At 62.4% G+C, this 23,522-nt stretch carries 19 protein-coding genes; 1 reads left to right on the forward strand and 18 read right to left on the reverse strand.

Annotated elements, in window-relative coordinates; translation table 11 throughout:
- Positions 1-36 precede the first annotated feature (36 nt).
- The 11 genes from phoR to L0U82_RS12390 form a co-directional block, all read right to left on the reverse strand.
- Positions 37-1,350: a phosphate regulon sensor histidine kinase PhoR gene (gene phoR / locus L0U82_RS12340; protein WP_233831371.1), complete on the reverse strand. Its 1,314-nt coding sequence runs from the start codon at positions 1,348-1,350 to the stop codon at positions 37-39.
- Positions 1,351-1,419: 69 nt separating this feature from the next.
- On the reverse strand, positions 1,420-2,121 hold the full coding sequence (gene phoB / locus L0U82_RS12345) for a phosphate regulon transcriptional regulator PhoB (protein ID WP_008922879.1): 702 nt from the start codon (positions 2,119-2,121) through the stop codon (positions 1,420-1,422).
- Positions 2,122-2,147: 26 nt separating this feature from the next.
- Entirely contained in the window at positions 2,148-2,852 is a 705-nt protein-coding gene (gene phoU / locus L0U82_RS12350; RefSeq protein ID WP_233831373.1) for a phosphate signaling complex protein PhoU, read from the reverse strand.
- A 29-nt stretch (positions 2,853-2,881) separates the two neighbouring features.
- Positions 2,882-3,691 (reverse strand): phosphate ABC transporter ATP-binding protein PstB, encoded by an 810-nt coding sequence (pstB, locus tag L0U82_RS12355; RefSeq protein WP_442793636.1) that lies wholly within the window; start codon positions 3,689-3,691, stop codon positions 2,882-2,884.
- A gap of 56 nt (positions 3,692-3,747) precedes the next feature.
- Positions 3,748-4,644 (reverse strand): phosphate ABC transporter permease PstA, encoded by an 897-nt coding sequence (gene pstA, locus L0U82_RS12360; protein ID WP_233831377.1) that lies wholly within the window; start codon positions 4,642-4,644, stop codon positions 3,748-3,750.
- Positions 4,641-5,642 carry a phosphate ABC transporter permease PstC gene (pstC, locus tag L0U82_RS12365; RefSeq protein WP_233831379.1) on the reverse strand — a complete coding sequence of 334 codons (1,002 nt, stop codon included), beginning with the start codon at positions 5,640-5,642 and terminating at the stop codon, positions 4,641-4,643. Before pstC ends, pstA begins: the two co-directional genes overlap by 4 nt.
- A 168-nt stretch (positions 5,643-5,810) precedes the next feature.
- A complete protein-coding gene (gene pstS / locus L0U82_RS12370) occupies positions 5,811-6,842 on the reverse strand; it encodes a phosphate ABC transporter substrate-binding protein PstS (RefSeq protein ID WP_233831382.1) in 1,032 nt (343 codons plus the stop codon).
- Between the two features lie 441 nt (positions 6,843-7,283).
- On the reverse strand, positions 7,284-8,642 hold the full coding sequence (gene glmM, locus L0U82_RS12375) for a phosphoglucosamine mutase (protein WP_233831384.1): 1,359 nt from the start codon (positions 8,640-8,642) through the stop codon (positions 7,284-7,286).
- 29 nt (positions 8,643-8,671) lie between these two features.
- Positions 8,672-9,571 carry a dihydropteroate synthase gene (gene folP / locus L0U82_RS12380; protein WP_442793615.1) on the reverse strand — a complete coding sequence of 300 codons (900 nt, stop codon included), beginning with the start codon at positions 9,569-9,571 and terminating at the stop codon, positions 8,672-8,674.
- Positions 9,572-9,654: 83 nt separating this feature from the next.
- Positions 9,655-11,544 (reverse strand): ATP-dependent zinc metalloprotease FtsH, encoded by a 1,890-nt coding sequence (gene ftsH / locus L0U82_RS12385; protein ID WP_008919304.1) that lies wholly within the window; start codon positions 11,542-11,544, stop codon positions 9,655-9,657.
- A 185-nt stretch (positions 11,545-11,729) separates the two neighbouring features.
- Positions 11,730-12,392 carry an RlmE family RNA methyltransferase gene (locus L0U82_RS12390; RefSeq protein WP_233833251.1) on the reverse strand — a complete coding sequence of 221 codons (663 nt, stop codon included), beginning with the start codon at positions 12,390-12,392 and terminating at the stop codon, positions 11,730-11,732.
- 200 nt (positions 12,393-12,592) lie between these two features.
- Between L0U82_RS12390 and L0U82_RS12395 the strand changes: the two genes are divergently transcribed.
- Positions 12,593-13,120: a YhbY family RNA-binding protein gene (locus tag L0U82_RS12395; protein WP_233831386.1), complete on the forward strand. Its 528-nt coding sequence runs from the start codon at positions 12,593-12,595 to the stop codon at positions 13,118-13,120.
- A 237-nt stretch (positions 13,121-13,357) separates the two neighbouring features.
- Here the strand turns inward: L0U82_RS12395 and L0U82_RS12400 are convergent, their stop codons facing one another.
- The 7 genes from L0U82_RS12400 to gloB all read right to left on the reverse strand — a co-directional run bounded on the left by L0U82_RS12400 (position 13,358) and on the right by gloB (position 23,511).
- Positions 13,358-13,864 carry a DUF4149 domain-containing protein gene (locus tag L0U82_RS12400; RefSeq protein WP_233831388.1) on the reverse strand — a complete coding sequence of 169 codons (507 nt, stop codon included), beginning with the start codon at positions 13,862-13,864 and terminating at the stop codon, positions 13,358-13,360.
- A 20-nt stretch (positions 13,865-13,884) separates the two neighbouring features.
- The gene (gene greA / locus L0U82_RS12405; RefSeq protein ID WP_233831390.1) at positions 13,885-14,361 is read right to left on the reverse strand and encodes a transcription elongation factor GreA; all 477 of its coding nucleotides are present in this window, start codon (positions 14,359-14,361) and stop codon (positions 13,885-13,887) included.
- Positions 14,362-14,514: 153 nt separating this feature from the next.
- Complete coding sequence (gene carB, locus L0U82_RS12410) at positions 14,515-17,769, reverse strand: carbamoyl-phosphate synthase large subunit (RefSeq protein WP_233831393.1); 3,255 nt, start codon at positions 17,767-17,769, stop codon at positions 14,515-14,517.
- A 105-nt stretch (positions 17,770-17,874) separates the two neighbouring features.
- Positions 17,875-19,029, reverse strand: coding sequence for a glutamine-hydrolyzing carbamoyl-phosphate synthase small subunit (gene carA, locus L0U82_RS12415; protein WP_233831396.1), 1,155 nt, complete (start codon positions 19,027-19,029; stop codon positions 17,875-17,877).
- A gap of 361 nt (positions 19,030-19,390) precedes the next feature.
- Positions 19,391-20,632: an MFS transporter gene (locus tag L0U82_RS12420; protein ID WP_233831398.1), complete on the reverse strand. Its 1,242-nt coding sequence runs from the start codon at positions 20,630-20,632 to the stop codon at positions 19,391-19,393.
- A gap of 237 nt (positions 20,633-20,869) precedes the next feature.
- A complete protein-coding gene (locus tag L0U82_RS12425; protein ID WP_233831400.1) occupies positions 20,870-22,564 on the reverse strand; it encodes a transglycosylase SLT domain-containing protein in 1,695 nt (564 codons plus the stop codon).
- Positions 22,565-22,719: 155 nt separating this feature from the next.
- Positions 22,720-23,511: a hydroxyacylglutathione hydrolase gene (gloB, locus tag L0U82_RS12430; protein WP_233831402.1), complete on the reverse strand. Its 792-nt coding sequence runs from the start codon at positions 23,509-23,511 to the stop codon at positions 22,720-22,722.
- Between the last annotated feature and the right edge of the window lie 11 nt (positions 23,512-23,522).

Consider the following 23,522-nt stretch of genomic DNA (forward strand, 5'->3'; position numbering starts at 1 on the left):
TGGAAATCGACAATCAACGCCCGCGGACACTCGCGTTCAAACCTGGGTCGTCTGGACGCGCGCGCTGCGGTACACCGGAAAGCGCACGGTGAACGTGCTGCCGCGCCCCTCCTCGCTCTTGACGTCGAGCTGCGCATCGTGCCGTTGCAGCACATGCTTGACGATCGCGAGACCGAGACCGGTACCGCCGGTATCACGCGAACGGCTGCGATCGACACGATAGAAGCGCTCGGTGAGCCGCGGAATATCGGCGGCCGGAATACCAAGGCCGCTGTCCGTGACCGTGAACACCGCATGGTTACCCTGACCATGCCAGCCCACCTTGATCGAACCGCCATCCGGCGTATAGCGGATCGCATTCGTCACGAGATTGCCGAAGGCGCTCAGAATTTCCGTTTCGACGCCGGTGACGGTGAGTTCCTCGTCGGCATCGAAGACGATCCGGTGATGATCGCTCGACAGACTCTCCGCGTCGTCGCGCAGATGCCGCAGCACCGCGCGCATGTCGATCATCTGATCGCTCGGCGGCTTGTTGTCGCCTTCGAGCTTCGCGAGCACCAGCAGATCGCTGACGATATGGCGCATGCGCGACGCCTGCTGCTCCATCAGCTCCAGATAGCGCGCGCGCTCGGTCTCGCCGAGCGGCAACTCACGCATCGTCTCGAGAAAACCGGACAGCACGGTCAGCGGGGTTTTCAGCTCATGCGACACGTTGGCGACGAAGTCGCGCCGCATCGCGTCGGTGCGTTCGAGCTCGGTGATGTCCTGCGACAGCACCAGCTTGCGATTATCGCCATAAGGAAACACCTGCACCGACAGCACGTTCTGGCGCTTCTCGCCCATCCCGCGCATGATCAGCATTTCCTCGTAACGATGCGAATTCAGATAACGCACGAAGTCGGGATGGCGCACCAGATGCGTGATGTGCTGACGCAGGTCGCGCTTCGCGTCGAGCCCGAAATGGCTTTCGGAAATCGCGTTGCACCACTCGATCTGATCGTGGTCGTCGAGCATCGCGACGCCGTTCGGCGAGGCCTGGATCGCCTGGATGAAACGCGAATGCTGCTGCTCGACCTGGCGCACCTGGGCGTGCCAGCGCTTCGCGAGCTTGTGCAGACGGTAATAGATTTCGCCCCAGATGCCGGGGGCACTCGGCACTTCGCCGTATACCGGCGCATCGAGCAGACGCCACAGCCGCTGCTTGTGGAACGTGCCGAAGAAGCTCTGCGCGAGCAGCATGATGATCGCGAGGATCAGTCCTGCCTTGACGTTCACCAGTGCGCCGACCACCACGCACAGAACAGCAAGCAGCACGATCGACACGATGGAGCGCGCCCAGATGACGTTCATGGTCTAGCGATCGAAGAGAAATGCAACGCAGGAGGGAGGCGGCGGCGCGCGCTGCGCCGCCCGCGGCTATCAGGCGCTCTTCGCCAACCGGTAGCCGCTACCGCGAACCGTTTCAATCATAGCATCGCACCCTGCCGGCTTGAGTGCCGCGCGCAGGCGCTTGATATGCACGTCGACGGTACGCTCCTCGACGAACACGTGATCGCCCCACACCTGATCGAGCAGTTGCGTACGGCTATGCACACGCTCCGGATGGGTCATGAAGAAGTGCAGCAGGCGGAATTCGGTCGGACCGAGATCGAGCTTGATCTCGCTGCCTTCCGCGTGCGCGGCGACGCGATGCGTGGCCGGATCGAGCTTCAGGCCGTTGATCGCGACGACGTCCTCGGTCAATTGCGGCGCGCGGCGGCGTAGCACCGCCTTGATACGCGCCATCAATTCCTTCGGCGAGAACGGCTTGGTCACGTAATCGTCCGCGCCGATCTCAAGGCCGAGCACCTTGTCCTGCTCATCGCCACGCGCGGTCAGCATGATGATCGGAATGTGCTTCGTGCGCTCGTTGTTGCGCAGATCGCGCGCGAACGAAATACCCGATTTACCCGGCAACATCCAGTCGAGCAGCACGAGATCGGGCAGCACGTCGCTGATCAGGTTGTGCGCCTGCTCCGCGTTGTACGCTCGAATCGGGCAATGTCCGGCGTGTTGAAGATTGACCGAGATCAGTTCGGAAATAGCGGGCTCATCTTCAATGACGAGAATGCTGCTGGGCATCGGCACCTCTGTTCCTTATCTCTGGATTAGCTGAGTGCTTCGCGTTCGAGCGCGTCGCGCGACTGGTGCCGCACGTCGGTGCCCTTGACGATGTAGATGATGAATTCGGCGATGTTCTTCGCGTGGTCGCCGATCCGCTCGATCGCCTTGGCGATGAACAGGAAGTCGAGGCCCACCGAGATCGAACGCGGATCTTCGGTCATATACGAAATCAGCTTGCGCACGAACGCGCGGAATTCCTCGTCGATCGCCTTGTCGTCGCGCACGATCTGCGCGGCGGCGACCGTGTCGAGACGCGCGAACGCGTCGAGCGCGCGGCGCAGAATCGACACCGCCATTTCGCCCGACAGCTTGATCTCGGCGATGTTGATCGTGCGCGATGCGCCGTCTTCCATCAGACGCTTGGTGCGCTTGGCGATCTTTTCGGCTTCGTCGCCGGCGCGCTCGAGGTTCGTGATGGTCTTCGAGATCGCGATCAGCAGGCGCAGGTCACGCGCGGCCGGCTGACGGCGCGCGATGATGTTGCTGCACTCTTCGTCGATCTCGACTTCCATCTTGTTCAGACGGTCTTCGGCCGCGATCACCTGCTCGGCAATGCTGAGGTCGAACTCGTTGAGCGCCTGCATCGCGTTGACGATCTGCGATTCGACGAGGCCACCCATTTCCAGTACTTTCGACGAAACGAGGTTCAGGTCGGCGTCGAACTGGCTGGACAGATGTTTATCGGACATGTCGTACTCCGTTTATATTGCCCGGCCGATCAGCCGAAGCGTCCAGTAATGTAGTCCTCGGTTTCCTTGCGGACCGGCTTGATGAAGATCTTTTCGGTGTCGCCGAATTCGATCAGTTCGCCGAGGTACATATAGGCAGTGTAGTCCGAACAGCGGGCCGCCTGTTGCATGTTGTGCGTGACGATCACGACCGTGTAGTCGCTCTTCAGCTCGGCGATCAGCTCTTCGATGCGGCCCGTCGAAATCGGGTCGAGCGCCGAGCACGGTTCGTCGAGCAGCAGCACTTCGGGACGGATCGCAATGCCGCGCGCGATACACAGACGCTGCTGCTGACCGCCGGACAGGCCGTAGCCGCTCTGGCCGAGCTTGTCCTTCACTTCGTTCCACAGCGCCGCCTTCGTCAGCGCCCATTCGACGCGGTCGTCCATTTCCGAGCGCGACAGCGTTTCGAACATCTTCACGCCGAATGCGATGTTGTCGTAAATCGACATCGGAAACGGCGTCGGCTTCTGGAACACCATGCCGATACGCGCGCGCAACAGCGAGATATCGCGTCGCGTCGTCAGCAGGTTTTCGCCGTCCATCAGGATTTCGCCTTCGGCGCGCTGCTCCGGATAAAGCGCGTACATCTTGTTGAAGGTACGCAGCAGCGTGGACTTGCCGCAGCCCGACGGGCCGATGAACGCGGTCACCTTGCCTTCCGGAATCTGCAGATTGATGTTCTTCAGCGCGTGATACTTGCCGTAGAAGAAGTTCAGGTCGTTGACCTCGATCTTCGGACGAGCCGGCGCATGCGCCTGGCCGCTTTGCTCGGGGTCGGAGCCCGCGGGCGCGCTCATGTGCCCGATCGGATTGAGTTGGGTTTCTGCCATATTCATCGGATTACACTCCGCCCTTACTTGTTCGAGAAGACCGTGCGCGCGAGGACGTTCAGTCCCAGTACCGCGAGCGTGATCAGGAAGACACCGGCCCACGCGAGCGATTGCCACTGCGCGAACGGGCTCATCGCAAACTTGTAGATCGTGACCGGCAGGTTCGCGACCGGCTGGCTCATATCGACCGAGAAGAACTGGTTCGACAGCGCGGTGAACAGCAGCGGCGCGGTTTCGCCGGCAATCCGCGCGACGCCGAGCAGCACGCCGGTCACGATGCCCGCGATCGACGCCTTCAGCGTGATCGACAGCACCATCTTCCACTTCGGCGTGCCGAGCGCGAAGGCCGCTTCACGCATCGCGTTCGGCACCAGCTTCAGCATGTTTTCGGTGGTGCGGATCACGATCGGGATCTGCAGCAGCGCCAGCGCGAGCACACCGGCCCAGCCGCTGAAGTGGCCCATCGTCGCGACGACGAGCGCGTAGACGAACAGACCGATCACGATCGACGGCGCCGACAACAGGATGTCGTTGATGAAGCGCGTAAGGCTCGCGAGCCAGCCCTTCTGGCCGTATTCGGCGAGATAGACACCGGCCATGATGCCGATCGGCGTGCCGACGAAAGTCGCGAGCGCGACCAGCATCAGGCTGCCGACGATCGCGTTGGCGAGACCGCCACCATCGGTGTTCGGCGGCGGCGTCGACTGCGTGAACAGCTCGACGGACAGACCGCCGATACCCAGCCGCAGCGTCGTATAGAGAATCCACACGAGCCACAGCAGACCGAAGGCCATCGCGGCGAGCGACATCGTCAGCGCGATCGCGTTGGTGAAGCGGCGGCGTCCTTGCAGGCGCGTGCGCGTCGCTTCGAGCGCCGCGCCGTCCTTCAGACCCGGCATATTCAGGGACGGCCCGCTCATTTCGCGCCCTCCCCTTTCTCGAGACGAAGCAGCATGAATTTCGAAATCGATAGCACGATGAAAGTAATCACGAACAGGATCAGGCCGAGTTCCATCAGCGCCGACGTATGCAGGCCCGGGTCCGCTTCCGCGAACTCGTTGGCGAGCGCCGACGTGATGCTGTTGCCCGGTGAGAACAGCGAAATGTTGTCGAGCAGGTTGGTGTTGCCGATCACGAACGTGACCGCCATCGTCTCACCCAGCGCGCGGCCGAGGCCGAGCATCACGCCGCCGATCACGCCGGTCTTGGTGAACGGCAGCACGATCTTCCACATCACTTCCCACGTCGTGCAGCCGATGCCGTACGCCGATTCCTTCAGCAGCACCGGCGTGACTTCGAACACGTCGCGCATCACCGACGCGATGTACGGAATGATCATGATCGCGAGAATAACGCCCGCGCACAGAATGCCGATGCCGATCGGCGGGCCCGAGAACAGCGCGCCGACGAACGGAATGCCGCCGAGCACCGCGCCGAGCGGCTTCTGGAACCACGTCGCGAAGATCGGCGCGAACACGAGCAGACCCCACATGCCGTACACGATCGACGGAATCGCGGCGAGCAGCTCAATCGCGATACCGAGCGGCCGGCGCAGCCACGCGGGCGAAAGTTCGGTCAGGAAAAGCGCGATGCCGAAGCTGACAGGCACCGCGATGACAAGAGCAATGATCGATGTGGCAATCGTGCCGTAGATCGGCACCAGCGCGCCGAACTGCTTGCTGGGTGGATCCCAGACGGCGGTCCACAGGAATGACAGGCCGAACTCGCGAATCGACGGCATCGAGGAGATGATCAGCGAGACGATGATGCCGCCGAGCAGCAGCAGCGTAATGATGGCGGAAAGGCGTGCGAGGCCGCCGAAGATCACATCGCCGGAGCGGCCAGGCGCTTTCTGCTGAGAGGCGCTGCCAGGCGGAGTGGCCCGGCTCGAGCCGGACGCTAGCTGAATATCGGACATGAGAGCCTGAGAGACCTGTTTCCAGTTGCCGGACGACCTGGGTCGGGCGGCAGGTGACGCTGCGGCGAATGCCGGGCTAATGTCATTGGCCGTCCTCACCGGAGGACGGCCAATCTGCTACGAAACGCGGCGCGCGATCAGCTCGAAGCGTGCCGCGTTACACGCGCCTTACTCGGCGATCGACTTGCCAGCCGAGTCCTTCACCTTCTGCTTCCACTGCGTCTTGATTTCCGACACGACCGATGCCGGCAGCGAGATGTAGTCCAGATCGTTGGCAGCCTGGCCACCGTTCTTGAACGACCAGTCGAAGAACTTCAGCGTCTCGGTACCTTCAGCAGCCTTGTCCTGCGTCGTGTGCAGCAGCACGAACGTCGCGCCGACGACCGGCCATGCGTCCTTGCCCGGCTCGTTCGTCAGGATCTGATAGAACGACTTCGACCAGTCCGCGCCAGCAGCCGCTGCCTTGAACGTCTCCGTCTTCGGCTCGACCACTACGCCCGACTCGTTCTTCATCGCAGCATAGGTCATGTGGTTCTGCTTTGCGTACGCCCATTCGACGTAGCCGATCGAACCCGGCAGACGCTGCACGAATGCCGCGACGCCGTCGTTACCCTTACCGCCCGTACCCGTCGGCCAGTTGACCGTGGTGCCTTCGCCGACCTTGGTCTTCCACTCGGGGTTGACCTTCGACAGGTAGTTCGTCCAGATGAAGCTGGTGCCCGAACCGTCAGCGCGGCGAACCACGGCGATGTCCAGATCCGGCAGCTTCAGCTTCGGGTTCAGTGCAACGATCGCCGGATCGTTCCACTTCTTGATCTTGCCCAGGTAGATATCGCCGAGCACCGGGCCCGACAGGACCAGTTCCGACGGCTTCACGCCAGGAATGTTGACTGCCGGCACCACGCCGCCGACTACCGTCGGGAACTGGAACAGGCCGTTCTTCGCGAGGTCGTCGTCAGTCAGCGGAGCGTCCGAGCCAGCGAAATCGACGGTCTTTGCCTCGATCTGCTTGATGCCGCCTGCCGAGCCGATGCCCTGATAGTTCACTTTACCGCCGCCCGACTTCTGGTAGGCGTCGGCCCACTTCGTGTAGATCGGTGCTGCGAACGTGCTGCCCGCGCCGGTGATGTCTGCTGCTTGCGCTGCGATTGCGAAAAGCGCGCCAGCGACGCCAGCGAACACGGTGTGCATCAATTTCATGAGACCTCCAAGGGGTGTAAGCGTGTGGTGTGAGCGTGTAACACGAACACCGCGAAGCTTAGGGTCTCTTTATGACAAAACCGTGACTTAACGTGAAACGGATGTGACAGTGATATTACTGTGCGAAAGGTACTGGAAAGACGGAATTGGCGTTCCGTGTGATGCGCTGTGTGATGCATTGGGCATCGGTTTGCGCGTCAGGTGGGTAAAATAGAAAGGTAAAACGTTTGCGTGGTGAATGAAACCGCGATCAGCATTTGGGAATGCTGCGATACGGATCCGTTGCCAAGAAATTGAATCTGGAGCAATCGGGCGCTCGCTCGTTCGTCGGCTAGTTCCGGACGGGCGCTGTTACGCGCGCCGCCCGGTATCCGCCGGGCGGCTCGACCCACGATCCGCCGCTTTCTGGCTTTGGGTATCCGCGAACGAGCCGATGATCAATCAGGCCGTCGCTACCCGCACCGCCTCGGCAATCGCTTCCGAATGCCGTACCGCGTCGGCAACGTTCTGCGCCTCGACCATGACGCGCAGCACCGGCTCGGTGCCCGACGCGCGGATCAGTACGCGCCCATGGCCGTCCAGCGCGCTTTCGGCGGCGTCGATCGCACGCTGGATCGCTTCGCTTTCCTTCCAGTCCGCGTCGGGCTTCATGCGCACATTGATCAGCTTCTGCGGGAACAGCGTGACGCCGTCGAGCAGGTCCGCGAGCGACTTGCCGCTGCGCTGCATCGCCGCGAGCACGAGCAGCGCGGACACGATGCCATCGCCGGTCGAATGACGATCCAGCGACAGAATATGGCCGGAGCCTTCCGCGCCGAGTTGCCAGCCATGCTCGCGCAACTGCTCGAGCACGTAGCGGTCGCCGACCGCGGCACGCACGAACTTCACGCCGGCGTTGTGCAGCGCGACTTCCACGGCCATGTTGGTCATCAGCGTGCCGACCGCGCCTTCGACATGTCCCGCGGTCGCGATGCGATCCTTGACCAGCACGTACAGCAGTTCATCACCGTTATAGAGACGGCCATCCGCATCGACGATCTGCAGACGGTCGGCGTCGCCATCCAGCGCGATGCCGAGGTCCGCGTGATTCGCACGTACCGCGCGAACCAGCGCGTCCGGCGCGGTTGCGCCGACGCCATCGTTGATATTGAAGCCGTTCGGCGCGACGCCGATCGGAATCACCTCGGCGCCGAGTTCGTGGAACACGTGCGGCGCGACGTCGTACGCGGCGCCATGCGCGCAATCGACGACCAGCTTCATGCCGCGCAGATCGTACGCGGCCGGGAATGTGCTCTTGCAGAACTCGATATAGCGGCCGGCCGCGTCGTCCAGTCGCCGCGCCTTACCCAGCCGCTCGGAGGACGCGCACGCGAGCGGCTGTTCGAGCTGCTCCTCGATCTGGGCCTCGACGTCGTCCGGCAGCTTATTGCCGTCGGCCGAGAAGAATTTGATGCCGTTGTCGTAGTACGGGTTATGCGATGCGCTGATCACGACGCCCGCGGCGAGCCGCAGCGCGCGCGTCAGGTACGCGATTCCGGGCGTCGGCATCGGGCCGGCCAGCATCACGTCGACACCAGCCGCCGAGAAGCCTGATTCGAGCGCGGCTTCGAGCATATAGCCGGACACCCGGGTGTCCTTGCCGATCAGCACGGTCGGCCGGGTGCCGGTTTTGGCCCAGTGGTCCGCGCCTGCCAGCACCTTGCCGGCCGCATAGCCGAGGCGCAACACGAACTCCGGCGTAATGGGCCCTTCACCGACCTTGCCCCGAATCCCGTCCGTTCCGAAGTAACGACGTGCCATGTTTTAACTCCTTCTATATGGCTGCGGGTTCAACCGTGCGCGCGGCTGCTGTTCGCCGCGTCGCGCAGGGTTGCCCAAACTTTCAATGCATCGACTGTTTGCGCGACATCGTGTACGCGCAGAATCGCGGCACCTCGCTCAGCCGCGCACACCGCCGCGGCGACGCTGCCGGCCACGCGCTCCGGCGCCGGGCGCCCGATCACCGCGCCGATCATCGATTTGCGCGAAACGCCCGCGAGAATCGGATACGGCGACGCCGCGCGCGGAGCCGTGTCCCGCAGATGCGCGAGCAGCACGTAGTTGTGCTCGACCACGGCCTTGCCGAAACCGAACCCCGGATCGACGCTGATGCGCGCGCGCGCAATTCCGGCCTGCTGCAACGCGGTAACGCGTTCTTCGAGAAAGCGGCGCACGTCACTGACGACGTCGTCGTACTGAGGTTCGCCGAGCTGCATGGTCTGCGGCTCGCCGAGCATATGCATCACACAAAGGCCACAGTCGCTGTCGCGTACCGCGTCGATCGCGCCGACCATCCGGAAGCCCCAGATGTCGTTGATCATATCGGCGCCCGCGCTCAATGCGTGCCGCATCACCTCCGGCTTATACGTATCGACCGACAACGGCACATTGGCGCCGTGCAGCCGTTCGACGAGCGGAATCACGCGCTCGAGCTCTTCGTCCAGCGGGACCGGCGGCGCGCCGGGGCGCGTCGATTCACCGCCGATATCGATGATGTCCGCACCGTCGAGCAACATGCGCTCGGCCTGGCGCAATGCATCGTCGCGCATCGCGTATTGACCGCCATCGGAAAAAGAATCGGGCGTGACATTCAGGATGCCCATGATCAACGGGCGTTCGAAGGTCAGCTTGAAGCGACCGCATTGAAGCGGCTCTGGAAGGGGAGCGGAAGAAAAATCGACTTTCGACACGTAGCAGTGCTTCACTCAGAACGGATAAATGCAAAACGGGCCGGTGTGCTACACACCGGCCCGCACTTTCTACTGATTGCCGATCAGGCCGGCGCAGTCGCGCTGCCCGGCTTGACCTCGGTACCCGGGCTGCCACCCGACGAGGCGTCGCTTGCCGACGGCGGCGAGCTCTTCGGCGAACGCGGCGGACGGCCTGCCATGATGTCGTTGATCTGATCGGCGTCGATCGTTTCCCATTCCATCAGTGCGGCAGTCATCGCTTCGACCTTGTCACGGTTCTCTTCCAGCAGACGCCGCGCAAGCGTGTACTGCTCGTCGAGCACCCGGCGGATTTCCGCATCGACCTTCTGTTGCGTCGCTTCCGAAATGGTCCGCGTGAAACCGCGGCCAAACGGCGAAGCGTCGTTTTCGTCGTCGACGTAGACCATCGGTCCGAGCGCATCGGTCATGCCGAAGCGCGCGACCATTGCGCGAGCCGTCTGCGTCGCCTTGTTGAAGTCGTCCGACGCACCGGTACTGATCAGGTTCAGGAACAGCTCTTCGGCGACACGGCCGCCGAACAGGATCGCGAGACGGTCAAGCAGGTAGTCCTTCGAATACGTTTCGTTGTCGTGCTCCGGCAGTTGCCACGTGACACCCAGCGCGCGACCGCGCGGAATGATCGTGACCTTGTGCACCGGATCGGCCTTCGGCAACAGCTTCGCGATCACCGCGTGGCCCGACTCGTGATACGCGGTAGCACGCTTCGATTCTTCACGGATCACGGCCGACTTGCGCTCCGGGCCCATGAAGATCTTGTCTTTCGCGTCCTCGAAGTCCGTCATTTCGACGATACGCTTGCCGCGGCGCGCCGCGAACAGCGCCGCTTCGTTGACGAGGTTCGCAAGATCGGCGCCCGAGAAACCAGGCGTACCGCGCGCGATCACTGCCGCGTCGACGTCGTTCGAAATCGGCACCTTGCGCAGGTGGACCTTCATGATGTGTTCGCGACCGCGGATATCCGGCAATCCAACGTAGACCTGGCGGTCGAAGCGGCCCGGACGCAACAGCGCCTTGTCGAGCACATCGGAACGGTTCGTCGCGGCAATCACGATAACGCCCGAATTTGCCTCGAAGCCGTCCATTTCAACCAGCATCTGATTCAGCGTCTGCTCGCGCTCGTCGTTACCACCACCCATGCCGGCGCCACGATGGCGGCCGACCGCGTCGATTTCGTCGATGAACACGATGCAAGGTGCGTGCTTCTTGGCCTGTTCGAACATGTCGCGCACACGAGCCGCGCCAACGCCGACGAACATTTCAACGAAGTCCGAACCCGAAATGCTGAAAAACGGCACCTTCGCCTCGCCGGCGATTGCGCGCGCGAGCAGCGTCTTACCAGTTCCCGGCGGGCCGACCAGCAGCACGCCGCGCGGAATCCGACCGCCGAGCTTCTGGAATTTCTGCGGATCGCGCAGAAAATCGACGAGTTCCGAGACTTCTTCCTTGGCTTCGTCGCAACCGGCGACGTCGGTGAAATTGATTGCGTTATTGTTCTCGTCGATCAGACGCGCGCGGGATTTGCCGAACGAGAATGCACCGCCCTTCCCGCCCCCCTGCATCTGTCGCATCATGTAGAACCAGAATCCGATGATCAGAATCGTCGGCCCGAGGTAATACAGCACGGACATCAGTGCGTTGGGTTCGTCGTCAGCTTTGCCGCTCACCTGGACGCCATACTTCATCAGATCGCCGACCATCCAGATGTCGCCGGGCGACACAATCTGGTACTTCTGGCCGTCAGCCGGAGTGACCGTGAGATTTCGCCCCTGGACAATGACGTTCTTGACTTTGCCGTTCTTCGCGTCGTCCATGAACTGCGAATAGGAAACGCCTTCCTGGACACGGGGCTTGTCGAACTGCTTGAACACCGTAAATAGCACCAGTGCGATCACCAACCACACTGCTGCCTTCGAAAACATATTGTTGTTCAAAGCACCACTCCTTCACTTAGACGGGCGCCTACATTTGCCTTGCGGCACCACGAAAGCATTCTAATCCAGTCCGCAGACCCCTGCCATAACGTTTCGCTACCGCGGAAATAGCGTAGCGGGCCGCTTTACGCCGCTTTGCGGAGCATCCGGCCCCTTACTGACAGACGCCGGCCGTTCAACAAGCCTTACGCGGGACGCTTCAAATGCTTACCCAAAATAAATGTTTCTGACGATTTATCCCGCGACGCTTTCGGCTTGCGGGCCGCCACCACCTTAAACTGGCGCTTGAACTTTTCGACAATCTGACTATAGCCACTGCCGTGAAAGCATTTGACTAAAAGGGCGCCATCCGGTTTGAGGTGATTCTGCGCGAATTCGAGCGCAAGATCACATAGGTGCTCGATCCGCGCAGCGTCCGCAATCGCCACTCCGGACAGGTTGGGTGCCATATCCGAAATTACAAGGTCCACCTGCCGCTCGCCGACCAATTCTTCGAGCTGGACCAACACCGAGTCTTCGCGGAAATCGCCCTGAATGAAGTGGACGTCGGCCACCGGCTCCATCGGCAAAATATCAAGCGCAATAATCGTGCCGTCGATACCGCCTTCCCGCTCGGCGTTGCGTTGCGTGCCCCGCGCCAGCTTGTTGCGCGCGTACTGGCTCCAACTGCCCGGCGTGGAGCCGAGATCGACGATGACCTGCCCAGGCCGAATCAGTTTGTCCTGTTCGTCGATTTCCTTGAGTTTGTATGCCGCGCGGGCGCGATAACCCTCCCGCTGCGCCATTTTCACGTACGGGTCGTTGATGTGGTCATGCAGCCACGCAGTATTGAACTTGTTTTTTGCCATTAAAGATTGAACTGTTGCTGCGTCGTGTCGCGCTTTAGGGGATAATACGCGGTTAATTCGCGCGGCCACCGCCAGACAGGCGGCCATCCGCGATTCTGTTGTTCTGACGCGCGCCCTGCCGAATCAAGCTGTCCGAGTCGCTCGATCCTCACCGGACGAAAACGCAGGAGCCGCCATTTTAGTCGAGTCTCCCACTTTCCATGCCAGCCCTCAAAGTCTCTTCCGACCAACGCGCCGAGTTGCGCTCCCTGGCACATGCGCTCAAACCGGTCGTGCTCGTCGGCGCCGAAGGCTTGACCGAAGCTGTGCTCGCCGAAATCAAGGTTCACCTTGCCGCGCACCAGCTCATTAAAATCCGCGTGTTCGGCGATGAGCGCGAGGAACGCATCGCAATCTACGAAGAAATTTGCGACACGCTAAACGCCGCACCGATTCAGCATATCGGCAAGCTGCTCGTGATCTGGAAGCCCGAAGCGGCACAACCGGCCGTGAAGGCAAAGCGCGGTGCGCTGCCGAGCGCTCGCGAAGCGGCAAGCGAAACGCAGTCGGCCAAGGGCCGCGCCCCGCGCGTCGTCAAGGTCGTGAAGCCAACCGACGTGCCGATGCGCAAGCCGCGAGCGAAAGCGGTGCTGGTGCGCGGCAATGAACGCGTCACGCAGGGCGGCAACATCAAGCGCGCGAAGAAGCGTCAAACCAGCGCGAAGCGTTCGCATCAGTCGTCGAAATAAGCGGGAACGTGGCAGGTGCGGACGGCCGTCCGCACGTCGCATGAAAGGCATGGCTCAAATGACAGGCTCGATGCGTCGCCCGAGGCTGATACTGACGCGAAAGAGACGAAGCTGAGAGCAGGACCCGCGGCGATTCGCCACGCGCCAAGTCCGTCAGTAGCAGATGATGCCCGCCGCCCAGCGCGCTACGCAAAACCAATTCGGGCGAGACGCTTCAAAGCACAGGCAAACAGCCGCTCATACCAATCGACGCTCGATCTTCCGCGCGCTGCCTTCCTCAGCCGTCACGTCGACATTCCCCGGCAACAACCATACGAGCGCGAGACCCAGCAAGCTCTCGATCAGATAGAACAGGCTCGATACGCCATGCAGGATGCCGAAGCGCGTCGCATAAACGGAATGGCCAACGTCGCTACCCGCCTCTAACGCGGCCACACGCATCGCGTTCATGAATGGCTGCAACGCGAAGTAGCCAACCAGCACGCATACGAGCATACCAACGATCAGCCAGCGCAAGCGACGATAAGCATCGCTGCCGCGTCGAACCAGCAAGTTGGCGAGACCCAACAGCAAAATGCCGCAGACCACACCGATTACACCCTGAATGCGAAACAGATGCGCGGCAATCTCGCCGGCAGTGACGCGGTCGAGTGTGGTGAACAGCACCGGCGCCACGGCATAGCCGATAGTCAGCAGACTACCGACCCATACCACGGTCAGCAGGCGGAAAAATCGATGCGGCATCACGGACACCGGTGCCATCCTCAGACGTAGCTCACCGCGATAATCTCGTATTCGCGCACGCCGCCGGGCGCTTGCACCGATGCGACGTCGCCTTCCGACTTGCCGATCAACGCGCGTGCGATTGGCGAGCTGATCGAGATCAGACCGTGATCGATATCCGCTTCGTCGTCGCCGACGATCTGATACTTGACCGACGCACCCGACTCGAGGTCTTCGAGTTCCAGCGTCGCGCCGAACACCACACGGCCGTCCGCGTCGACTTGCGACGGATCGATTACCTGCGCGCCCGCGAGCTTCGATTCGATTTCGGCAATGCGGCCCTCGATGAAGCCCTGCTTTTCCTTCGCCGCGTCGTATTCCGCATTTTCCGACAGATCGCCCTGAGCACGTGCTTCCGCGATCGAGTTGATGACGGCCGGACGTTCAACCGACTTCAGACGCTGCAATTCGTCGCGCAGCATGTCTGCGCCGCGCTTAGTCAATGGAATAGTGCTCATAAACAACTCTGGAGGCAAAAAACGGCCATAAAAAAAATCACCGCGGTTAAGTGCATTCCGCGAAAGCTGCTGCCCCGGGAGAAACCCGGGCCGCAGCACCTGCGGAACGCCGCTTAACCGCGGCACGTACATCTTGGATTAATACTCGAAGCCTTAGTTTAGGCGAGCGTGGAGTCCTTGTAAATCATAGACTTCCAGGTTCTTCAGATAGCGAAGACCTTCGACCGCCGCCCGTGCGCCGGACATCGTCGTGTAGTAAGTGACCTTGTTCGCCTGTGCGCTCATGCGGATCGAACGCGAGTCGGCGATGGCGGCGCGGGTCTCGTCGACCGTTGTGAAGACGAGCGCAATTTCGCCGTTCTTGATCATGTCGACGATGTGTGGACGGCCGTCCTTCACCTTGTTGACGACCTTGACCGGCACTCCCGCCGCTTCGATCGCGGCAGCCGTACCCTTGGTCGCGACGATCGGATAGCCGAGCTCATGCAACATGCGCGCGACTTCGACCGCCTTCGGCTTATCCGCGTCCATCACGGTCAGCAGCACCGTGCCCGACTCCGGCAGACGCGAACCCGCCGCGAGTTGCGACTTGAAAAGCGCCTCGCCGAAAGTCTTGCCGACGCCCATCACTTCGCCGGTCGAACGCATTTCCGGTCCGAGCACCGGATCGACCGCCGGGAACTTGACGAACGGGAACACCGCTTCCTTCACGCTGAAATACGGCGGCTCGACCTCCTTCGTCACGCCTTGTGCGGCGAGCTTCTGGCCGACCATCGCGCGCGCCGCGATCTTCGCGAGCGGCAGGCTGGTCGCCTTCGACACGTACGGCACCGTACGCGACGCGCGCGGGTTCACTTCGAGCACGTAGATGACGTCTTCTTTCGAGCCATCCGCCTGCGGCACCTGCTGGATCGCGAACTGCACGTTCATCAGGCCGATCACGTTCAGCGCCTTGGCCATCGCCGCGGTCTGACGCTTCAGTTCGGCGACGGTCTGTGCCGACAGCGAATACGGCGGCAGCGAGCACGCCGAGTCGCCCGAGTGCACACCGGCCTGCTCGATGTGTTCCATCACGCCGCCGATAAACACGGCCTCGCCATCCGAAATGCAATCCACATCGCACTCGATCGCGTCGTTCAGGAAGCGGTCGAGCAGCACCGGCGAGTCATTCGACACCTTCACGGCCTCGCGCATATAGCGTTCGAGGTCGCGCGGCTCGTGAACGATTTCCATCGCGCGGCCGCCCAGCACATACGACGGACGCACGACAAGCGGATAGCCGATTTCGCTGGCGAGCTTCAGCGCTTCGTCTTCGGCGCGCGCGGTGCGGTTCGGCGGCTGGCGCAGGCCGAGATCCTGCAGCAGCTTCTGGAAGCGCTCGCGGTCTTCGGCCGCGTCGATCATGTCCGGCGACGTGCCGATGATCGGCACACCGTTCGCTTCGAGGTCGAGCGCGAGCTTCAGCGGCGTCTGGCCGCCGTACTGCACGATCACACCAACCGGCTTTTCCTTGTCGACGATTTCGAGCACGTCTTCGAGCGTCAGCGATTCGAAGTACAGGCGGTCCGACGTGTCGTAGTCGGTCGATACGGTTTCCGGGTTGCAGTTGACCATGATCGTTTCATAGCCGTCCTCTCGCATCGCGAGCGCGGCATGCACGCAGCAGTAGTCAAACTCGATACCCTGGCCGATCCGGTTCGGGCCGCCGCCGAGCACCATGATCTTCTTGTTGCTGGTCGGGTTCGCTTCGCACTCTTCCTCGTAGGTCGAGTACATGTACGCGGTCTTCGTCGCGAATTCGGCCGCGCAGGTGTCGACGCGCTTGTACACCGGACGCACGTTCAGCTCGATACGGCGCGCGCGCACTTCCGCGGGCTTCGCGCCGACCAGTTTCGCGAGACGCCGATCCGAGAAACCGCTCTGCTTCAGATACTTGAGTTCTTCCTTCGTGAGGCTCGCGAGCGTACGGCCCGCGAGTGCCTTTTCCTTCAGGACGATCTGTTCGATCTGCGCGAGGAACCACGGATCGATCGCGGTTTCTTCGAAAATTTCCTGCACCGTCATGCCGACACGGAACGCGTCGCCGACGTACCAGATTCGATCCGGCCCGGCTTCGCCGATCTCGCGGATGATCTCGTCGCGGCTGGCGGTCTTTTCGTCCAGACCGTCGACGCCGACTTCGAGGCCGCGCAGCGCCTTCTGAAACGACTCCTGGAACGTGCGGCCGATCGCCATCACTTCGCCGACCGACTTCATCTGCGTGGTCAGACGCGAATCGGCTTCGCGGAATTTCTCGAACGCGAAGCGCGGGATCTTCGTGACGACGTAGTCGATCGTCGGTTCGAACGATGCCGGCGTCTGGCCGCCGGTGATTTCGTTCTTCAGTTCGTCGAGCGTGTAGCCGACTGCGAGCTTCGCGGCGACCTTGGCGATCGGGAAGCCGGTTGCCTTCGACGCCAGTGCCGACGAGCGCGACACACGCGGGTTCATTTCGATCACGATCATCCGGCCGTCTTGCGGATTGATCGAGAACTGCACGTTCGAGCCGCCCGTGTCGACGCCGATCTCGCGCAGCACCGCGAGCGACGCGTTACGCAGGATCTGGTATTCCTTGTCGGTCAGCGTTTGCGCCGGTGCGACGGTGATCGAGTCGCCGGTGTGGATGCCCATCGGGTCGAGGTTTTCGATCGAGCAGACGATGATGCAGTTGTCCTTGGTGTCGCGGACCACTTCCATCTCGTACTCTTTCCAGCCGAGCAGCGATTCTTCGATTAGCAGTTCACGGGTCGGCGACAGATCCAGACCGCGCTTGCAAATCTCTTCGAATTCGTCGCGGTTGTAGGCGATGCCACCGCCCGAACCGCCCAGCGTGAACGACGGGCGGATCACGACCGGGTAGCCGCCGCTGCCGGTTTCCGCGGCGATTTTCGCCTGCACCTGCAGCGCTTCTTCCATCGAATGCGCGGTGCCCGACTTGGCCGAACCGAGGCCGATCTTGGTCATCGCGTCCTTGAACTTCTGGCGATCTTCCGCCTTGTCGATCGCTTCCGGCGATGCGCCGATCAGTTCGACGTCGTACTTCGCCAGCACGCCGTGGGCATGCAGATCGAGCGCGCAGTTCAGCGCGGTCTGGCCGCCCATCGTCGGCAGGATCGCGTCCGGGCGCTCCTTGGCGATGATGCGCTCGACCACTTCCCACGTGATCGGCTCGATGTAGGTCACGTCGGCCGTGTTCGGGTCGGTCATGATCGTCGCCGGATTGCTGTTGACGAGAATGACCTTGTAGCCTTCCTCACGCAGCGCCTTGCATGCCTGCGCGCCCGAGTAATCGAACTCGCACGCCTGGCCGATGATGATCGGACCCGCGCCGATGATGAGGATGCTCTTGATGTCTGTCCGCTTGGGCATAACGCTCTCGCTAAATATTCCTGAATTCTTTCCGTCGGCGCGCGCCGTGTTCACGTTGCGCGCGCTGTTGCGCGGCGAGTGCGCCGCGCATTGCCGCAAGGCGCTTTACGCCGCCGCGTTCGTACCGCTCTTGTGCGCGTCCATCAACGCGGTGAAGCGGTCGAACAGATACGCGATGTCGTGCGGACCGGGCGACGCTTCCGGGTGACCCTGGAAGCAGAATGCCGGCTTGTCGGTCAGCGCGAAGCCTTGCAGCGTGCCGTCGAACAGCGACACGTGGGTCACGCGGGCGTTGGCCGGCAGCGTGTCGGCGTCGACCGCGAAACCGTGGTTCTGCGACGTGATGATCACGCGGCCGTCGTCGAGGTCCTTGACCGGATGGTTCGCGCCGTGATGGCCCGTCTTCATCTTCATCGTCTTGCCGCCGACCGCGAGGCCCATGATCTGATGGCCAAGGCAAATCCCGAAGGTCGGAATACCGCGCTCGATGAACTCCTTCGTTGCCGCGATCGCGTAGTCGCACGGCTCCGGATCGCCGGGGCCGTTCGACAGGAACACGCCGTCCGGGTTGAGCGCCAGCGCATCAGCGGCGCTAGCCTGCGCCGGCAGCACGGTGACGTGGCAGCCGCGCTCGGCAAGCATGCGCAGGATGTTTTGCTTGACGCCGTAGTCGAACGCGACGACGCGGTACTTCGGCGCCTTCTGCTGGCCGTAGCCCTCGCCCAGACGCCATTCGGTCGTGGTCCACTCGTAGGTGTCCTTCGTCGACACGACCTTCGCCAGGTCCATGCCGGCGAGGCCCGGGAACGAGCGCGCGAGTTCGATGGCTTTGGCTTGGTCGTCCGAACCGGCGAGGATCGCGCCGTTCTGCGCGCCCTTGTCGCGCAGAATACGGGTCAGCTTGCGGGTGTCGATGCCGGCGATGGCAACCACGCCTTCGTCCAGCAGGTATTGCGGGAGCGTGCGCTCCATGCGGAAGTTCGACGCGAGAACTGGCAGATCACGAATGATCAGGCCGGCGGCATGGACTTTCGTCGCTTCGACGTCTTCGGCGTTCACGCCGACGTTGCCGATATGCGGATACGTGAGGGTGACGATCTGGCGCGCGTAGCTCGGGTCAGTCAGGATTTCCTGATAGCCCGTGATGGCCGTGTTGAACACGACTTCGCCAATGGTATGCCCGGGGGCGCCGATCGAATAACCACGAAAGACCGTGCCGTCGGCGAGCGCGAGAAGAGCGGGAGAAAATGACGGCAACACGGGAGACTCCTTGGGGGAACACCCTGTTGCCGACCTGTCTATCCGGTTGCGAGCCGCAGCGAATCACATCGTTGGATCACATCCGGGACGTGCGCGCAGACTCGCTCGCGTGCTGCCGGTAACGCTGCAAGGGGCGCGATAAGTCCATTGTGTGGACGGCTCGACTGTGTGTGGGCCCTTCTTGCTACGCCATTGGAGCGCGGCGGATGAACGGTGTGGGAGAGGTAGGCGCTAGGGTGCGGGTTGATAAGCTCAAACCTTGGAATTATAGCCTGAAACCGCCCCTCCCTCCAAATCCCAAGTGGGACGCGACTCTCGCGATAAGGCTTCGACCGGGGATCGAAGCCTTGTCAGACCGCGCTCAGGCCTCCTGCTCGGCGCGCATTTCGGCCGGGCCGGCAAGCTGGCGGCCCGGCAGCACATACCAGATCGCGCTCAGCACCTGCAACGCGACCAGAATTTCCCAGGCGGTCAGATGCGCGACCGGCGGATAATGCCCGTCGCTCGCCGGCCAGTGTGACAGCACCGCGCCAACGCCGATCTGAAAGCCAAAAATCAGCAGAAAAAGAATCAGCGTCAGCGTCGTGTTGACGCGGCCGATCATCTGCGCCGGGAAGTGTCGCGCCATCACCGCGTAGCTCAGAATGCCGGTCCCGCCGAAAATGCCGTATGCCGCCCACAGCAAGCTGGCGGGCAGCGGTGCGTTGAACATGATCAGCAGTTGCGTGAGCACGTAAAGCGCCATGCCGATGCCGCAGAACGCATACAGCGACACGCCGAGTCGCTCCAGGCTCCGCGCGGCCGCGCCGAAACCGACACAACCAGCCATCATCGCGACGCCGAGAATCGACACGAGCGCGGCGGCTTCATGCGGCTCGAAGCCTTGCACGTCGCGCAGCCACGCACCCACCCACAGCGACTGCATCGCGTAAAAAACGCCTTGCGTGACGACCGAAAACGACGCGATTTTCCAGAACGCCGCGCTGCGCAAAATATCCCACGTGCCTTTGAACTGCGCGCCGATACTCGTCTGACGATGGGTTTCTCGCGCGTCCGGCGCGAGCGTCCACTGTGCAAGCGCCACCGTCACCGTCAGCACACCTAGCCCGATGCAGACCGCGCGCCAGCTTGCGAAGCCAAGGACCCACGTGAGCGGCGAGCCCACCATCACGCCGCCGAAGCCGCCTATCGCCATCACGAGCCCGTTCATCAGCGGCAGGCGAGCGGCGGGAAAATGCTGCGCAAGCGCCTTGAACGCGGCACCGAGGCACACCGACACGCCAACGCCGATCAGCAAGCGCCCGATCATCATCATGCCGAGGCTCTGCGCGGCGCCGAACACCCAGATGCCGAGCGCCGCGAAAAGCAGCGTGGCGGCCGTCACGCGCCGTGTGCCGAAGTGATCGAGCAGCACCCCCGCTGGAATCTGCGCGCCGGCGAAACCGAGGAAATAGAGGCTGGTCAACACGCCCAGATCGGCGGCCGACAGGCCGAGATCGTGCGTGATGAACGGCGCGAAGCCAAGATTGACGCCGCGAAACACGTAGGAAACGAAATAGCCGGCGGAGAAAAGCAGAAAGACGCGCAGTTGGGTTGACGACATGAGCGAGGAAATAGCGTGAAGCCCGGAGGTATCGGCACGGTCGGCAGCGGATGCTACCGGCGCGGCCAAAGCACGAACAATAAAGGAAATGCGGCAAACACGCCTGAAACGTCTGCACAATGAAAAACGCCGTCACCTCGGGTGACGGCGTTGGAAGAACACGGTGCGTGATCGGAGCGCAATCCATGCGCTGCCCCCGCAACGCATGTGGTCACTACCGTGGGAGCCGCTATTGGTCTACTTGCCCTTCTTCTTCGCGTTGGCCGCGGTCTTCGGGCGGCTCTCTGCCGCGGCCTTCGACGCCTTGCCGGACGTAGACGCCGACACTTTCGTCACCTTGCCCTTGCTGGCGGCGGGCGCCGCCGGCTTGCTCGCGCTGGCAGCCTTGCCAGCCGGCTCGGACACCTTGACGATCGCTGAACGGCTGTGCCCTTTCTTTTTATCGTAGCGCGATTCGCTGGACGTGTCTGCGACATGGGTACCGATCTTCTGGACGCCGCCGCCCTGTACGTCGGTGGCGATCTTTTCCGGCCCCGGCTCGCTCGGCACTGCTTTGCCGACCGGCACGTGCAGCACGATCACCTGACCGCGCGACACCTGATCGCGATGCGTCTTGTTCCACGCCTTCAACTGACCGACCGATACACCATAGCGCACCGCGATCGCAGCCATCGGCTGGTTGCGGCGCACGCGAATCAGCATCTTGCGCGTGTCGGGAACGTCGGGCTCCATCGCGAGCACCGCGCTTTCCGCGACGTCGGCGCTGATGTCTTCGTCATCGTCCGAGCCGCGCGGCACGACGATCGTCGAGCCCGGCTTCAGACGCATGCCGACCGGAATCTTGTTCACTTCCATCAGCGTGTCGGCGTCGACGCCGATCTTCTGCGCGATCGCCGCCGGCGTTGCGCGCTGGTCGACCGTATAGGTGGTCCACGACGACAGCGATCCGGAATACGCCTTCAGATTGCGCTCGAACGCGGAGGCGTTATCGAACGGCAGCAGAATCTGCGGCTGGGTCGCGCCGAGAATCACCGGCTTCCTGAACGACGGGTTCAGCGAACGGAATTCGTCAGTCGACATATTGGCGAGCCGCGCGGCGACGTCGACGTCGATGTCGTGCGACGTGGTCACCGTCACGAAGTACGGGTGGTTCGGAATCGCCGGCAGCGTGAGCCCGTACATCTGCGGATTCATCACGATGTTCTTGACCGCCTGCAGCTTCGGCACGTAGTTGCGCGTCTCGTTCGGCATGCGCAGGCTCAGGTAGTCGGTGGGCAGACCCGCCGCCTCGTTACGCGCGATCGCCCGCTGAACGTTGCCCTCACCCCAGTTGTACGCGGCGAGCGCGAGCTGCCAGTCGCCGAACATGTCGTGCAGGTTCGACAGATAGTCGAGCGCGGCGCTGGTCGACGCGAGCACGTCGCGGCGCTCGTCCTGCCACATGTTCTGCTTGAGGTTGTAGGTGCGGCCGGTGCCGGGCATGAACTGCCACATGCCGGCGGCCTTCGCGACCGATAGTGCCTGCGGGCTATACGCGGATTCGATGAACGGCAGCAACGCGAGCTCGGTCGGCATATGGCGCGCTTCGAGCTCCTCGACGATGTGATACAGGTATTTCTGCGAGCGCTCGGTCATGCGCTGCACGTAGTCGGGACGCTGCAGATACCAGTTGAGCTGCATGTCGACGAGGTCGGTTTGCAGGTCCGGCATCTGGAAGCCGCGCCGGATGCGGCTCCATAGATCGGCGTCCGGGCTCGTCAACTGATCGACGGAGCCCTGATCGACATTGATGGTTTCTTTAGCGGTGGCGCTTTTGCGGAGGGCGTCGGCTACGGCTTGCTGGCTGGCGGGGCTGTTGGCATTCGTCGTCGGTCCTTGACTCGCGCAGGCGGCGAGTGTCAGGACCAACAACGCACTTAAGATAAATCGCATGAACGTCTCGGCTTCCACAAGGGCTGGAATTTGCAGCCGATAGTACGAAACGGCATCGTTTCCGTCAATTGGAAAATCGAGAAAAAAATCAACCAAATCTTGGGCTTGGCGAATTTTTCCGATTCATCGCGTGAGGAACGGCCGAATGCGTCACTTCAACGGAAGCGATTTTTCCATTCGCGCATCAGCGTAAAGGCCGTCAGACGATCAGGCACCGTTTCGTGCAACTGCTCGCGCAAGCTCGCCTGTACCTCCGGTTCGCCGGCGCGCAGGAACGGATTCACCGCGCGCTCGTGGGCGATCGTGGTCGGCAGCGTCGGCACGTGGCGCGCGCGCAGATCGGTCGCCGTGTCACGCCAGGCTTGCAGCTCGGCGTTGTGCGGCTCGCAGGCAAGCGCGAAACGGATGTTCGACAGCGTGTACTCGTGCGCGCAATGCACTTCGGTCGCGCCGGGCAGCGCGGCGAGCGCATCGAGCGACGTGAGCATCTGCTCCGGCGTGCCCTCGAACAGCCGGCCGCAGCCGCAGGCGAACAGCGTGTCGCCGCAAAACACGTGCGGCGTGCCACGCGGGTCCGCCGCCTGGAAATAGGCGATGTGCCCGCTCGTGTGACCGGGCACGTCGAGCACGCTGAATTCGAGCGCGGGCGCCGCGATCGTCACGCGATCGCCGTTTTCCAGACGATGCGTGACACGCTCGATCGCTTCTCCGGCGGGCCCGTAGACCGGTACGGGCTGGCCATTCAGCAGATCGGCCAATCCACCGACGTGGTCTTGATGATGGTGCGTGAGTAAAATAGCGCTCAACCGCAATCCTCGTTGAGCCAGATAGGCGCGCACAGGGGCGGCATCGCCCGGATCGACGACGACCGCGTGGTGTCCGTCGGCAATGACCCAGATGTAATTGTCTTCAAACGCCGGGACCGGTACGTACTCGAGCGCATTCATAGGCGACGCAT

Origin of the sequence: Paraburkholderia sp. ZP32-5, assembly GCF_021390495.1 — a bacterium.
Classification (GTDB): Bacteria; Pseudomonadota; Gammaproteobacteria; order Burkholderiales; family Burkholderiaceae; genus Paraburkholderia.